Below are 14,582 nucleotides of genomic sequence, written 5' to 3' on the forward strand. Positions count from 1 at the left end.
TTCCATCTCCTTTCCGGAGGCCCTTCATGTCTTTTGTCTTTGCCCCGCCCCAGCAGGCCGTCGTGCCCGTTCAGGACGAAACCTACTCCTACTTCCCGATCCGCCGCGTCTTCGGCATCGCCAGGAACTACGCCGAACCGGGCGCCGCGACGAAAGACACGCCCTTCTACTTCATGAAGGACTGCTACACGGTGGTCCCCGTGGCCGACGGCGAATGCGCCCGAATCCCGATGCCGCCGCAGAGTCAGGTGCTCAAGCACGAGATCGAGCTCGTCGCCTGCCTCGGCAAGGGCGGCCGCAACCTCACGCTCGAACAGGCGGCCGAGGCCGTCTGGGGCTGGTGCGTCGGCATCGACTTCACGCTCGGCGACCAGAAGCTGCCGTCGGGCGCCACCGACTTCGCGCGCGCCAAGTCCTTCGAGCGCGCCGCGCCCGTGAGCCACGTGCGCCCCGCCTACCGCTGCCCGATGCCCGCCCCCGCCGACCTCTGGCTCTACGTCAACAACCAGAAGCGCCAGGGCGGCTGCACGTCCAACCTGATCGTCCAGCCCCTTGAGACGATCGTCGAGCTCTCCAGATTCTGGGAGCTCCAGCCCGGCGACATGATCTTCACGGGCACCTGCGGCGGCGCCGACAAAGTGTTCCCGGGCGACCACCTTGAGGGCGGCGTCAACGGCGTCGGCTCCATCAAGGTCGACATCATCTGACGCCGAAACGGAAACGTTCACTTACGTTTGGGTGGCGCGTCCGCGGACGCGCCACCCTTTTGCGTCATGGATCAAGCAGTCAAAAGTTGCTAAGATCATGGATTGACCGCGAGACGCCCTGAGAAACGGGCGTTCCGCTTCAAAAAAGGAACCGCCGCCACGGCCTTCGCGCCGTTGCGCAGACGCAGGGAGTGCCACGTCCCCGCGTCATTCAACGAACCGAACGAATCACAAAAGAGATGAGCAACAACAACGCCTACCATCGCGAAAGCCTGGCCTCGATCAGCCAGCGCCGCCTCAGCACGGTCAAAAGCAAGAGCATCTACGTTCTTCCGAACGCATTCACCGCTGCCGCGCTCTTCTCAGCCTTCTACGGCATCATCGCCGCCATGAACGGCGACTTCTACGCCGCCGCGATCGCGGTCTTCTTCTCCATGCTCTTCGACGGCATGGACGGCCGCGTCGCCCGACTCACGCACACCCAGTCCGAATTCGGCGTCCAGATGGACTCCCTCGCCGACGCCGTCAGCTTCGGCGTCGCCCCCGGCCTCATCGTCTACGAATACACCCTCAAGGGGCTCGGCAAGCTCGGCTGGGCCATCGCCTTCATCTACTGCCTGTGCGCCATCCTCCGCCTCGCCCGCTTCAACTGCAACGTGGGCGTCGTGAGCAAGAACTACTTCCAGGGCCTTCCCTCTCCGGCCGCCGCCGCGCTCGTCTGCGGCTTCGTCTGGCTCGGCGTCGAGGGCAAGCTCCCCGAATGGCTCCTGCCGTACCAGAGTGAAATCGCCGCCGTCGTCACGCTCTACGCCGGCCTCACGATGGTCTCCAACGCGCCCTTCTTCTCCGGCAAGAGCTACGCCGTCGTGCGCACGATCCCGTTCTGGTTCGTCGTGGTGTTCGCACTCCTCTTCATCGTGATCTCAAGCAACACCTCGCTCTCCGTCTTCGTCCTCTTCTGCATCTACGCCCTCTCGGGCTTCGCCTACGGCTTCTACTGCTGGTGGACCGGCCGTCCGAACCCGATCCAGGCCGACATCGCCGCCGCACTCGCAGCCGAGGCCGAGGAGCACGAGGACACGCAGCACTGACCTCGGACACTCACCCGACCCCATCCAAACGACGTCGCCCTGAAAGCGACGTCGTTTTTCGTGCCCGTCATCCGTTTTTCTACGCAATGGCTTTCGCTTATAAGCGACACTTTCCGTAGTCGTTAACGGCAATTGGACTCAACGGAAACTTTTCAATCCAGCCGCAGTCCTATCAAACGGCGAACAATGGCATTCAGTACTCGTCGCCAACTCACTGAAATCAACATTTCGCACAGACCAAACCGGTCGCTCTCAAGCCCGCACGCGGCATATGCTCGAACGCAGTCATGTCCTCCTCTATACGCTCCAGGCCTTGACTCCTCAGAGAGTCCCTCCCGTTAGGCCAGCCTCCTCACACCTGAATCCGTTTCGCCTTGTACTGTGCCAGCGCTCGTTGGCGCGGATTTCATCGGCGCTACCCACAAGGTCTCCACGAAGCCTCCCTTTTACCCTGTCGAGACTGACGACCTGAGTATGAGGCAAACGAGGAAAGCGGCTCATACATTTACCTTTACGTGTATCATGTAAGCGTAAAACACAGCGAGGCTCGATATCATGCTTTTAACTATACGACATCATGAAAGGCAACCGCCTCATGAAAGTATAGTTTCTCTCGCTAGTTGAAGGGCTTCTTTTCGCTGTATTAACTCACAAACGCCAGCAACGTTTAATCGAGAAGAAGGACACGGTATGAGTCTTTACCTAACAAAACTACAACTCATCAACTTTAAAGGCTTTGCAGGACAAAATCCTCCGATAACTTTCCACGGTCCTGATGGTGTAACACCTGGCAGTGGACTTAACATATTAGTCGGTGAAAATAATGGCGGTAAGAGCACCATTTTTAGCGCCATCAGGTTCCTATATGACGGCTCTGGTACTGATCCTATTCTTACACAATCTGTTGGAAATAAGGAAGATGGTGGCGTCATCGCTACCTTCGAATCTGACAACATCTCGGAAGTATTATCAACTCACATTCCGAATAAAAAACACGTACCAACAACGATCGATCTAACTAATCAAAATACTATTCGCCTGCGCAGAACAATATCAAACAAAAAATACCTATATGCCTTAAACAAGGATGATTCCTTCAACAGTGAAGGGCATAATCCTACAGGCATTGATAGTCTTTTAAAAAGTTGTTTCAATTTATTTGAAATAAGTGCCTCCGATGATCCTGAAAAGCTAGCAAGCTATTCACCTAACTCACTTACAAAAGGCCTGCTCGAGGACATATTTAAAGAAGCACACCAATCCCCTGAATTTTCGGAATTTGTAGAAGTTTTTGACAAATGCTTCAATGGCGAAGAATCTAGCCTCAAAAGACAAATGTCATCAATCGCAACCAACGTCAGCAATGAAATTTGCAACATGTTTGGCGAAGGTAAGGTATCATTCAAATTCCAAACACCTGAAATTAACAGTATCTTTAAATCGATTAACTTGAATATTGACACTACCGGCAATGATCTCAAGATGACAAATCACGGACAAGGCATGCAGAGATCAGTAGCATTTGCATTACTGAAGGTTTGGGCTGATATTCAAGAGGAACGGCCTAAAAATGAAATTCCCAAACCCTACGCTTTCATTCTTGATGAGCCAGAAATTTGCATACATCCAAGAGCTCAATCGAAATTGCTTAGCACGTTAGTTGAAATATCCAAGCATCATCAGGTTTTTCTAGCCACTCACTCCCCAATATTTCTGCATTCACACGAAATTAAGGACGCAAACGTAATCCTCTGCGAAAAAATTGAAAACGCACGAGAGATATCACAGATCAAACAATTCTCACATCTGTTCAGTTGGAGTCCATCATGGGGAGAAATTTCATGGTTTGCTTACAAAATTCCAACTGTAGAATTTCATAATGAACTCTACGGCGCAATTGAAGCTATTTTAAGAGACCACAAAGACGAATACATTGAATTTAAAGAAAGAAATAGCTTCAAAGTTTTGGAACTTTCCCTAGATCAATGGTTTAAAAACCATGCCATAAATTATATTGGCCATGAACCAAATACAGAGATTTGGGCCAAAAACGGATCAGGGAAACCCGAAGAAAATAGACGTACAATTTACCTAGCCGTTAGAAACGCAATCCACCACCCAGAAAATACGAAAACATCACCCGCTCCAAATGCTGTAATTAATACGCACATTAGAGAATCAACACAAGATCTAATTTTAATACTGCAAGGACTCAAATCTGAATACAAGCTAGCATAATTTCAAAGTGGATATTCTTCCCCCAGGTTGGAAACCCAGAATCTCGGATCGGCCGGTTGTATAACCAGCAGGCGCGAGATTTTTGGCTTCTAGGTGAGAAGCGAACCACATTTTTGACTCAACTTAGAAAGGGGTTCATCTCGGAAGTCCGTGGAACGCGGCCTTGACTTTTAAGAAAAAGTCTGGTCGGCTCCCTCCAAGAAAAAAAGTAGCGCTCACTCCAAATTTCAGGCAGATTCAAATTACAAGCGAAGAACCGCGAAAAAAGGATGAGCGCTATGACCAATATTGTAGAGCAACTGTTCAAATCTCTCGATCCATGGCCCGGCTTCCAGATCACTTCCTTCAAGATTCAAGTCTCGCCCGTAGATGGCAGGAAGACTCTAATTCTTGATTTGCGACCTGTCGAAGGATCAATGCCGATATGTTCGCGCTGCCGCCATGAGGCACCGCTCGTTCACGGCTATGTTTCCAGAAGAATCAAGGAGCGCTCCCTTTTAGGGTATTTTGTTGAGCTCAACGTGACATTGCGACGAGTGGACTGCCTTCATTGCAAAGGGCATCCAATGGAAGCCGTAGAATGGCTTGCGCCGTTCAAGCGGTATACCGAGCTATTGCGCGAGCACGTTGAGCACAGAACGCTTGAAGAAACGGTGGCTTACGCTGCTCAAGAAACGAATCTTTCCAGGGATACAGTGAAAGAGATCGACAAGGCCCGGTTGCGGCGATTGTACGAACATTTCCATTGGGATAACTCTCGCCGCTTGGCCGTGGATGAATTCGCCATTCATCGCGGGCATCGTTACGCCACAGTTGTGTACTCCATTGATACAAAGAAAGTCCTTTGGCTTGATCGTGGCCGCTCCAGAGCTACGCTTCGAAAGTTCTTTAACTTACTTACGCCAGAGCAAAAAGCTGGGATAAGAGCTGTTGCCATGGATCAAAACTCTGCCTTCGACCTTGAGGTGAAAGAGAACTGTCCCAACGGCGTGGTTGTCTACGACTTGTTCCATGTCCTGTCCAACTTCGGCAGAAAGGTGATCGACAGAGTCAGGGTGGACGCGGCCAATTCCCTCAGGCATGCGCCTTGGTTAAGAAAAGTCGTGAAGAGCTCCCGGTACCTCTTGTACAAGCGCCCTGAAAACCTCACGGAGAAGGAGCATACAAAACTGGCGGAGCTTTCGAAACTTAATACGCCGTTGCTCAAATGCTATCTCATGGGAGACGAACTTCGACATCTCTGGAGTTTGGGAACGCGCGGACAAGCAATTGCTTTGGTTATGGACTGGATTCACCGAGCCACTCACAGCAGGATCACGCCCTTGGTAGATTTCGGCAAGAACCTCAGGGGCTATGTGCAGGGCATCATTGCAGCCGCGGACTTTAAGATCAACACCTCTGTGCTTGAAGGTGTCAACAATAAAATCAAGCAAATTAAGCGACGAGCTTATGGCTTCCGAGACGATCAGTACTTTTTCTTAAAAGTCAAGGCCGCGTTCCACGGACTTCCGAGATGAACCATAATCATGCCTATATGATACTAGCGTTCATCGAAAAACACGCGGCTTATATCTCCGCCCTGAACGGAGCTTTACGCCGCAATTGGGTAAGGCCCGCGATCACACAGGTGTTCGCGGGCCTTGTCATTCATGTCTGCGGTCTCGGAAATCAGCCGCCGTAGGGCTTCCACTCGCCGCCGTTCTGGCGGAAGTATTCGCGGCCCTGATATTCAAGCGTCTGAACGGTGCCGTTCTCGCTCACGGGGTTGGTCTGCGGCAGATCATGGACGAGCTGCTCGAGCGGAACCGTGCCGCCGTCCTTGGAAAAGTAGTCGGTCTCGAGCGTCTTGCCGATGAGCGACGTGAGCGCCAGGTAGCTCGTGTTGCCCGTCACGTGGATGGGCTCGTTGGGCATGCCCTTGAGGCCCACGAACTTGACCATGACCGGAACGCGCGAAATGCGCATGGTCGGGATGTCGCGCAGGCGCGGGACCTGGATCTTGTCGCCCCTCACGGCAGCGCCGTGTTCGGGCACGATCACGACCATCGTCTTGCGGCCGGAGCGTTCAAGCTCGCGCAGGAAGGTGCGGATGTTGTCGAACATCTCCTGAGCACGCGGCTTGAAGGGCTCGGCGCGGCCGCGGCCGGGCAGGCGGTTGCCGTCGTGGAGCGCGATGAAGTTGATGAGCGTGGCCGTGCGGCCCGCCTTCGACTTCACCTGCGTGCGCTGCCAGTGGCGCAGCACGGCCAGGCTGTCGGCGATTTCCTCGTCGTCAAAGCCCATGTAGCGCGTCGGGTACTTCGCGTTGTCAAGCGTGGCGGTGACGCCCGCCTTGTCGCGCATCGACTGCAGGAAGTTGTCGTACTCGCCCGAGTGGTCCATCAGCAGGCGCTGCGAATAGCCGAGCGTGCCGAGCCTCGTCATGATCTCGCACTCGGGACGGCGCTCGCCGTAGAGCTCGCTGTGGGACGGCTGCCCGCAGGCGCCGTTGAGCAGGCGCAGCAGGGCCGGGCCCGAATAGGCCGTCGCCGCGTTGAACGAGTCAAAGCGGATGTTGAACTCCTTGAAGAGCGGATGCTGGTCAAGCTGCGAGACGGCGAGGTCGTCGTTCGAGACCGAGCAGATGCTCAGGAGCAGGATGTCGAACGGCGTGTCCTTCTCGGAAAGGCCGTTCGGGAAGCGGGCGCGTCGGTCGTGCTCGTAGGCGAGGAAGGCGTCGTACCACTCACCCACGGCCTTGGCGTCGGCCTTGCCCGTCTTGGCGGGCGCGGCGGCCTCATTCGTCTGACCGCCTGCGTCGGCCGTCACGACGGGCGCGCGTTCGGGCAGGATCGACTGCACCCACGGCATCGTCACTGCGCCGAGGAAGTAGACGATCGTGAAGAACGTCACGCGCACGTAACGGCGCACGAGGAAATAGCCGAGGAAGACGAGAAGGCCCCAGCCCACCATCTTCACGTTGATGAAGTCGAGCGCGAACTCGGCCATGTAGAGAAGCGAGAAGCCCGCGATGCCGCCCTTGTTGGCGAGGATGCTGTCGACGCCCGGCAGCCAGCTCTCCGAATAGAGGAGCACGGCAGCCGCGGCGACGCCGAGCGTACCGCGCAGGATGCGCAGCCACTTCGGGCCGACGGGCAGCAGGAGCCAGGCCATCAGGAGCGCGTTGCCCAGAAGGTTGAGCTCGATGTAGCCGAAGGCTGCAAGCGCAAAGGCAATGATGAAGTAGACGTTCCAGACGCCGAGCCCCGTGAAGCGGGGGCCGGCGCCGTTTTCAATTCTGGTCTGCATGCGTCTTATCGTCCCTTCGGAAAGATCAGGCGGCCGTCGGCGTCGAACGCGAAGCGGCCTTCATCCCAGCCTCGGCCGTAGAGCGCGAGCATGCTCGAGTAGTAGCTCTCGCCCGAAAGCCTTTCGGAGTCGACCACGCTGCGCACGAGGCCCGCGGTGCGGTCGTTTCCGAGCATCGGGATGAGGCAGGCGCCGAAGCCGAAGGGACCCGTGTCGTTGACGGTGAGATTGACCGTGTGGATCTTCTCGGGCGGCATGTTGAGCGCCCTCGTCGCCTCGACCATCGGGCTGAAGTGCTTCATGAGGATCGCGCGGTTGGGATCGTCGGGCGACATCATGCCCGCCCACAGATACGTGCGGATGGCGTTGTAGCTGCCGATCTCGTAGTCGTCGCCGTTGGGCGGCACTAGACGGCCGCCCTTGTCAAAGAGCGCCCAGTCGGGGGCGATGCCCGCGGGGGAGGACCTCAGCAACATGCGAAGCGATCCCTCGTAAACCTCGTTCCAGTAGGCGTCCTCGAGCGCGAAGCGCTTGAAGAGGAAGAGCGGGTAGTAGCTCGGATTGAGCTTGACCGTGCCGTTGTCCTCAAAGCCAACGCGGCCCGGCAGCACGACGCTGCCCAGATTGTCGACGGTGCGGACCTCCTTCTTGAGGAGCTCGAGCATCGCCATGCCCTTCTTCGTGTACTCCTCGGACTTCCAGAGACGACCTGCCTCGAGGAAGCACCAGGCGATCCACATGTCGGAGTCGGTGGCGTTGTTGGTGTCGAGAATGCCCCACTTGTCGCCGCGTCCCCTGCCCCAGAGCCAGGCGGGAAGCGTCTTCGTGAGGTCGCCCCCGGAGAGGTTGTCGGCGGTCCAGGCGGCGAGGCCGTCGAAGGTCACCTGATCGTTGGTGACGAGCGCGAAGAACATCGCATAGGACTGGCCCTCGCTCGTCGTCACCTTGCGGTCATCGCTCTTGTCGACGACGCGGCCGTTGTCGAGCGCGTCATTGCGGAACTCGTCCCAGACGGGCCAGGCGGCCATGGCGGACGAAGCGCTGCAGAAGGCGCAGGCAAGCGCTGCGGAGATAATCATCTTCTTGAACATTACGAGCGGCTCCTGATCCAGTAGCGCATGAAGAGGAAGATGCCGAAGCCCACGAAGAGCGCGCTCAGCAGAGCGGCCGCAACGAGGACGCCCGGACGGTCGATGACGGTCATCCAGACCTTGTGGTACCAGGGCAGGTTGCCGACGGTGTAGTGCTCGCCCACGTCAAAACCCGTCACGCCGGCGGCGTTGACGACGGCGACGGAACCGGTCACGGAGCCGAGGCCGGCAGGATTGACGAGCTCGGCGTTGAGACGGGCGGCGCCGGACGCGCCTTCGGAGAGGAGCGCCACGAGCGTGCGGCCGCCCGCGAGCGGGGACTCTGCCGAGACGATGGCGGCAATACCGTTGTCATAGGCACCTTCGGCCGTCTTCTGCACGGAGGGGGACTTCGCCCTGAAGGCCTCAACGAGCTTCTCCTGAATGCGGCCCGCATTCTCGACGTCGATGTCGGTCACGGGGGCGGGGAAGCGCGCAAAGGCGAGAATGTCACGCTTGGCAAGCTCGGGATCGTTCATGTCGCCCGTCACGTGCACGTGCATCGCGGGGGCGCCCGTCATGGCGGACATGCGGCCCATGGTGTTGAGCATCGTCGTGAGCTCGCTCCTGCTCGCGTCCTGCGGAATGAAGACTGCGGTCTGCGAGAGGTCGGCGTACTTCGTGAACGGATAGCCCGCACGCGTGAAGAGCTTCAGATTGGGAAGCTCGGCGTGGTGAAAGAGGCCCTTGACCGTCAGCGTGGACGTGGGCTCGATCTCCATCTGATGGCCGATGAGCGAGACGGAGCGGCAGTTGTCCTGGGAGCCGCCCTGAATCGTGCGCTCGTAGCTCACGGAGAAGCCGAGGCTCGTCGAATGGGTGAGCGTGGCGCCCATCGGATCATCGACGGAGATGGCACCGTAGAAGGCAGGAAGCTGAACGGTGCGCGAACCGCGGCCGTCCCTGCCCGCGAGCGTGTCGCTGTCGGCGAGGTAGCCGTTGACGAAGGTGCGCAGCTGGGCGGTCTCCTCGGGCATCGGCTTGGCGTAGCGGTAGCGGATCTGCATGCCGAGCTCGGCGTCGCCCACCATGAAGAGGTCGGGTGCGAACTTGACGGGCAGTTGCACCGGGGCCATTACGTGACCGCGGGCGGAAAGCTGCCCCGGATACTGCATGAGCTTCGAGAACGGAATCTCGGCGTCGGTGTTGATCCAGCGCGGAGCGTCATAGGCCTCGCGCACGGGCGGCACTTCGGCCTTCTTGACGCGGAAGGTCTCGCCCACCATCACGGGACGGTCGGTGCCGAGCGCACGCACGGCAGCGAGGAGGTCCTCGTCGTTGCGGCCCTGAATGACGAGCATCTTGCCGGAGAGGCTGGCAGGCGCGTCGGCGATGGTCACCATCGGACCGTCGGCCTTGGGCAGATCGTGCAGGAAGTCAGGACGACGCTCGTTCGTCGCGAAGACGACGAAGTGGCCCTCGGCGGGCGTGCCGTTGTAGAAGACGGGGAAGTCGGCACCGCGCCAGTCGCTCATGCGGCCGACGATGCTCGCGAGCACGGCGGCGGCCTGCTTTTCCATCGAGGTCGGAGCCGAGGTGAAGACCATCGGCAGCACGGAAGGCTCGTTCGAGGCGGTGTCGACGAACGGCGCGGGGAAGGCCGCGAGATCGTTGGCGAGCCTGACGCGCTGCTTGACGAGCGTGAGGCGGCTTTCGGCCGCGATGTCGAGCCAGATGGCGGCGTCGGCCGGATTTTCACAGACCGACGGCGTGTGTCCGATGAACTCGACCGTCAACTGATTGACGGACTCGATCACCTTGGGCGAAAGCTTGAGCGTGAGCTGCGAGGGTTTGCCCACCATCGAGGCCGAGATGGGCACCGAGCGCTGCAGGCGGCCGTTGAGGTAGAAGTTGATCTGCGAGCCGGACGGGGCGAGCGCGGGCGAAGGCGTAAAGCTCAGGTCGAGCGTCGCCTCAGAGACAACCTCGTCACGGCGCACGCCGAAGTCGAAGGCCTGCACACGGGAGAGGCCTGTAAGCTTGACGGCCGCGGCACTGCCGCCGGGCACGAGCTTCATGAGGGGAACGACTTCGGTACGCGAGCCTGTGACGTCTGTGCGCCAGACGGGCTGGAGCTGAGAGACGGACTTCATGCCGTCAGAGGGCGCGCTCCAGGCGGGAGCGGCGAACGCAGCGGCCATGAGGCACGCGGCAGCGGTTCCGATGAGTGTGGGATTCTTCATGTCTTCTCAGTTTGCGTTTGCCATCAGGACTTCCTTGCAACCGGCTGTCGCGGCAGCATGGAGAGGACGGCGTCCCGAACGGCGGGCAGAACCCGGCCGGGCAGGAATTCGATCATGGAGCGGTAGCCGTAGAGCGCATGGCGGCCGAGCATCAGGAAGCCCGTGAGGAAGCGGTCGTCGACCGTGCCCTCGGGATTCATCGCCCACATGCCGCGGCGGGAGAACGTCACGCTGTTCCAGCGACGCTCGCAGGCCATGTCGGGAAGGTCGACGGCGATGTCCGTCCAGCCCTCTCCGTTTTCAATGACGGTGCCCTCGAAGCGGACGGGGCCCGCCTCTTCGGCGAATTCGAATGCAACGCGCTCGCCGGCCGCAGGCATGGTGAAGGCCGTGTCGAGGGCGCGCACGCGAAGCTCCTTCTGGGAGTATTCGACCGTACGTACGTTGTGGCGCATGCCGTCTCCAGTCTCAAGGACGATCGGCAGGTTGAGGCCGACGCGCGGGAAGCGGTGCGCCTCCTTCTCCTCGACGGCGACCGACATGGCGGCGCCAAGCACCATCAGGTTGTAGGCGATCCAGCCGAGGTTGATGACAAGCGTCACGTACTGCGGATCCGGATCGAAGAAGGCCTTCTCAAGGCCGATGAACAGTCCGACGGCGTTGAGCGCGATGAGCGCGACGAAGGGCCAGGAGATGTGCCAGTCGAGGTACTTCTCGCCGATCGTGCCGCCCTTGGCCGTCACGTTGAACTTGCCGTAATGCGGGAAGATGAGCGCGACCGTGGTCGGGATGAGGATGTACCAGGAGAGGACGGCCTCGTACACGCCGCCGAGGAACGGATAGCGGTAGCCCTTCTGCAGGATCGAGTTCGTCACGGCCGTGTGCACCATGTGCGGGATCACGTAGGCGAAGACGGAGGCCGCCGTCGCGTAGATCACGTAGATGTCCGCATACATGTAGGGAAGCGGGGCCAGAAGGAAGATGATGCGCGGCAGGCCGTGCAGGAAATGCAGCATCGCGTTGAAGAAACACAGGCGCTGCGGAAGCGTCAGGCCCTTGCCGAGCATCGGATTGTCGAGTCGGAAGATCTGGATCATGCCGCGCGCCCAGCGAATGCGCTGGCCGATGTGGGCCGCAAGGGTCTCCGTGGAGAGGCCCGAAGCGAGCGGACGCGAGATGAAGGCCGAGTTCCAGCCCCTGCGGTTGAGCTTGAGAGACGTGTGTGCGTCTTCGGTCACGGTCTCGACCGCAATGCCGCCGATCTCCTCGAGAGCCTTGCGGCGCATGACGGCGCTTGAACCGCAGAACATCGTGGCGTTCCACGTGTCGTTGCCCTTCTGGATGAAGTCGTGGAAGAGCGAGTTCTCGATCGGCATGGCGCGCTCGAGATGCATGTTCTTCTCGAAGGGATCGGGCGAGTAAAAGTGGTGCGGCGTCTGCACGAGTGCAATCTTCGGATCACGGACGAGCCAGCCCGTCGTCGAGACGAGGAAGTCGTTCGAGGGGACGTGGTCGCAGTCGAAGATCACGATGTACTCGCCGCTCGTGACGGTCATCGCGTGGTTGATGTTGCCCGCCTTGGCATGATTGTGCTCTTCGCGCTTGATGTAGCCCGCACCTGCGGCCTCCGCAAAGGCCTGGATGAAGTCGCGGCTGCCGTCGTCGAGCACATAGACGTGGAGCTTGTCGGCGGGCCAGTCCATGTTGAGCGCGGCGTAGACCGTCGGCTTGATGACGTCGAGCGACTCGTTGTAGGTCGGGATGAAGATGTCGACGTGGGGCCAGACGGAGCGGTCGGCGGGCAGCGCGGCAGGCTTGCGGTCGAGCACCCAGCAGACCTGGAAGTAGCCGAGCACCATCACGGAGAACGCATAGACCTCGGCCACGAGAAGCAGGACCCCGAAGAAGAGGTCGAGCCCGTTGCCCGTGCTCACGGTCGACGTGCAGCGCCACCAGAGGTAGCGGCCAGAGACAACGAACGAAATGACGAAGAGCAGCATGAGCGTGATCCGTGCGCGGATGCGCATGAGCACGATCATGGAGACGAACATGAGCGCAAGGAAGACGATCTGGCCGTGCAGGTTGAAGGGCTGGGTGATGCAGAGCGCGGCAAGGACGAGTCCCGGCACAAGCAGGACGACGGGCACCCAGCTGGGAAGCCTGCGGCCGCCCGGCTTTTTCTCCTCGCTGTCGTCGACGACGGCGCGCACGCACCTGAGGGCCGCAGCGCCGAAGGCATCGCCCGCGCGGTTGATCAGGGCGCCAGCGGCGCGCAGGATGTCGACGACCGTGCGCACGAGGCGCGGGCCGTGACCGCGCGGCGGAAGGACAGCCAGGAGAAAGACCGTCTGGATGAAGATGCGCAGGGGATCGAAAAGCTTCGGAGCGTTGAAGTCGACCTGAGGATAGAAGAACGCCTTGTTGCGGCGCAACGAGGCGAGTGGCTCCGACTCAAGCGGCGCCATGAGCCAGAGAAGACCGAGGCAGACGATATTGAACGACGCGGCGATGCAGCCAGAGCCGGCGGCACGCCAGTTCTTGTACAGGCTGCCGATGTTCTCGAGCGCGTGCTTTATGGAAGTCGGAAACATTCCTTGAAGACGGATAAGGGATCGGAGGCGTGCGGGGCTCACCCGCCGGGCCCGGGACGGAAGCCGCCCTTGGTAAATCTTTAGATTCTACTCAGATCTACAAGGGATTTCGAGAAGGAGTTGACACACCGCTCAGTCGTGCGGCCGCCCTCCTCCTAGACACTCGTACACCTCGAACTCAAGCCGTCCATTTTTTGCTCTGTTCTGGAGGCATTTTCGACCAACAACCTTGTCTGATTGCGACTTCCGCAATCAGCAAGTCCTTGCAAACGATTGAAGCATTTACATTTTCTTTCACGAGTCGGCCCCACTGCACGCCTCTCCAAACCGTCCCACTCGCCAGTCGAGAAACGGATTATTTGAGAGCTTGCCTCACACGGAGCCGAGAAAGACTCCAGGCTTTCCTCTCAACATTCTAGGCTTTTACCTTAATTACGGTTATCCGCTAGTGAGCTACTCATTCACCTCTTTGATCATGATCCCGCCATTGTCATTGGGCGAAACCTCATTCGGCTCCGGTCTTGGTGAGGACATGCCTTTGACAGTGCTTACAACATTGTCTTCGTGGGTGCCCTCTTGAACAATATTGCCACGCGAATCATAGGCACGAAATTCCCCCGTCGCACGACCATTCTTCATCATTATTTCCCCCATCAACGCCCCTTGTGAGTTGTAGTTTTTCTGCCAGCCATTGGCAACACCATTTTTGTAAGTCTGAACGACTTTCATGCCATCAGGTCGCCATGTAGTCAACTCACCGTCGTACTCATTCATCTTATAAGTTCCTTGACGGGCGGGTTTACCTGTTTGCGGGAAATAGACAGTAAAAGGACCATGACGTAGGCCGTTTTTAAGCATCCCCTCTTCTAAAAGCTGACCGTCATCAGAAAAAAGTTTAAACGGACCAGGGAGTGTCAGGATTTCTGTGTCTGGGGAGGTTATTCCAGGGGCAGCCCAACGAGGCTGCCCTTTGTATTTGAGATGCAGTATGCCAGACCTGATGCGATAGCGGGGGCTAAGGTGGAGGGGCCCGCGCGGAGCGCGGGAGGATCCTCCTTAGCCCCCGCTATCGCGCGCCGCGAAGCGGCTGGCGCGTTAGCGCGAGAGGTCTAATCATATCCCTTCCTTACTCCATGGCACCTGTAAAGCGCTCACCAAACAGCAGAGCGAACTGGGGCATGGCAGCAGCCCACTTGGGCGTAGCACGCTTCCAGGAGGCCGTGAAATTCATGATGGCCAGGTAAATCAGCTTCTTGGCAGCGTCCTCATTGGGGAACAGAGTGCGCGTCTTGATCACCTTCCTGATAGCACGGTTGAGCCCTTCAATCGCATTGGTCGTATAGATCAGCGTACG

General features: G+C 58.6%; 10 protein-coding genes. 4 read left to right on the plus strand and 6 right to left on the minus strand.

What is annotated here, in order from left to right; all coding sequences use genetic code 11:
* Positions 1 to 26 precede the first annotated feature (26 nt).
* The 4 genes from HMPREF9465_RS00625 (at position 27) to HMPREF9465_RS00635 (ending at position 5,553) form a co-directional block, all read left to right on the plus strand.
* Positions 27 to 707: a fumarylacetoacetate hydrolase family protein gene (locus HMPREF9465_RS00625; protein ID WP_005433121.1), complete on the plus strand. Its 681-nt coding sequence runs from the start codon at positions 27 to 29 to the stop codon at positions 705 to 707.
* 239 nt (positions 708 to 946) lie between these two features.
* Entirely contained in the window at positions 947 to 1,798 is an 852-nt protein-coding gene (gene pssA, locus HMPREF9465_RS00630) for a CDP-diacylglycerol--serine O-phosphatidyltransferase (RefSeq protein WP_005433123.1), read from the plus strand.
* A 690-nt stretch (positions 1,799 to 2,488) separates the two neighbouring features.
* On the plus strand, positions 2,489 to 4,036 hold the full coding sequence (locus tag HMPREF9465_RS12625; protein ID WP_005433125.1) for an ATP-dependent nuclease: 1,548 nt from the start codon (positions 2,489 to 2,491) through the stop codon (positions 4,034 to 4,036).
* A gap of 278 nt (positions 4,037 to 4,314) precedes the next feature.
* The gene (locus HMPREF9465_RS00635) at positions 4,315 to 5,553 is read left to right on the plus strand and encodes an ISL3 family transposase (protein WP_038006019.1); all 1,239 of its coding nucleotides are present in this window, start codon (positions 4,315 to 4,317) and stop codon (positions 5,551 to 5,553) included.
* A 151-nt stretch (positions 5,554 to 5,704) separates the two neighbouring features.
* Here the strand turns inward: HMPREF9465_RS00635 and bcsG are convergent, their stop codons facing one another.
* From bcsG to HMPREF9465_RS00665, 6 genes are all read right to left on the minus strand, one after another.
* Positions 5,705 to 7,324 carry a cellulose biosynthesis protein BcsG gene (gene bcsG, locus HMPREF9465_RS00640; protein ID WP_005433130.1) on the minus strand — a complete coding sequence of 540 codons (1,620 nt, stop codon included), beginning with the start codon at positions 7,322 to 7,324 and terminating at the stop codon, positions 5,705 to 5,707.
* A 5-nt stretch (positions 7,325 to 7,329) separates the two neighbouring features.
* Positions 7,330 to 8,415 (minus strand): cellulose synthase complex periplasmic endoglucanase BcsZ, encoded by a 1,086-nt coding sequence (gene bcsZ, locus HMPREF9465_RS00645; RefSeq protein ID WP_005433132.1) that lies wholly within the window; start codon positions 8,413 to 8,415, stop codon positions 7,330 to 7,332.
* Positions 8,415 to 10,637: a cellulose biosynthesis cyclic di-GMP-binding regulatory protein BcsB gene (locus HMPREF9465_RS00650; protein ID WP_005433134.1), complete on the minus strand. Its 2,223-nt coding sequence runs from the start codon at positions 10,635 to 10,637 to the stop codon at positions 8,415 to 8,417. The genes bcsZ and HMPREF9465_RS00650 overlap by 1 nt, the downstream gene beginning before the upstream one ends.
* A gap of 23 nt (positions 10,638 to 10,660) precedes the next feature.
* Positions 10,661 to 13,228 carry a UDP-forming cellulose synthase catalytic subunit gene (gene bcsA / locus HMPREF9465_RS00655; RefSeq protein ID WP_005433136.1) on the minus strand — a complete coding sequence of 856 codons (2,568 nt, stop codon included), beginning with the start codon at positions 13,226 to 13,228 and terminating at the stop codon, positions 10,661 to 10,663.
* A 453-nt stretch (positions 13,229 to 13,681) separates the two neighbouring features.
* Positions 13,682 to 14,086, minus strand: a complete 405-nt coding sequence (locus HMPREF9465_RS00660; protein ID WP_147645189.1) for a toxin-antitoxin system YwqK family antitoxin — start codon at positions 14,084 to 14,086, stop codon at positions 13,682 to 13,684.
* A 268-nt stretch (positions 14,087 to 14,354) separates the two neighbouring features.
* Positions 14,355 to 14,582, minus strand: a 228-nt coding sequence (locus HMPREF9465_RS00665) for an IS256 family transposase (protein WP_005433140.1), incomplete at its 5' end; no start/stop codon positions are given.

It is taken from the genome of Sutterella wadsworthensis 2_1_59BFAA, assembly GCF_000297775.1.
Lineage (GTDB): Bacteria > Pseudomonadota > Gammaproteobacteria > Burkholderiales > Burkholderiaceae_F > Sutterella > Sutterella wadsworthensis_A.

What these genes read in the sequence shown, in the direction of transcription:
- HMPREF9465_RS00625 (WP_005433121.1), top strand. Translation starts at nt 27, where the DNA reads ATGTCTTTTGTCTTTGCCCCGCCCCAGCAGGCCGTCGTGCCCGTTCAG.
- pssA (WP_005433123.1), top strand. Translation starts at nt 947, where the DNA reads ATGAGCAACAACAACGCCTACCATCGCGAAAGCCTGGCCTCGATCAGC.
- HMPREF9465_RS12625 (WP_005433125.1), top strand. Translation starts at nt 2,489, where the DNA reads ATGAGTCTTTACCTAACAAAACTACAACTCATCAACTTTAAAGGCTTT.
- HMPREF9465_RS00635 (WP_038006019.1), top strand. Translation starts at nt 4,315, where the DNA reads ATGACCAATATTGTAGAGCAACTGTTCAAATCTCTCGATCCATGGCCC.
- bcsG (WP_005433130.1), bottom strand. Translation starts at nt 7,324, where the DNA reads ATGCAGACCAGAATTGAAAACGGCGCCGGCCCCCGCTTCACGGGGCTC.
- bcsZ (WP_005433132.1), bottom strand. Translation starts at nt 8,415, where the DNA reads ATGTTCAAGAAGATGATTATCTCCGCAGCGCTTGCCTGCGCCTTCTGC.
- HMPREF9465_RS00650 (WP_005433134.1), bottom strand. Translation starts at nt 10,637, where the DNA reads ATGAAGAATCCCACACTCATCGGAACCGCTGCCGCGTGCCTCATGGCC.
- bcsA (WP_005433136.1), bottom strand. Translation starts at nt 13,228, where the DNA reads ATGTTTCCGACTTCCATAAAGCACGCGCTCGAGAACATCGGCAGCCTG.
- HMPREF9465_RS00660 (WP_147645189.1), bottom strand. Translation starts at nt 14,086, where the DNA reads ATGCTTAAAAACGGCCTACGTCATGGTCCTTTTACTGTCTATTTCCCG.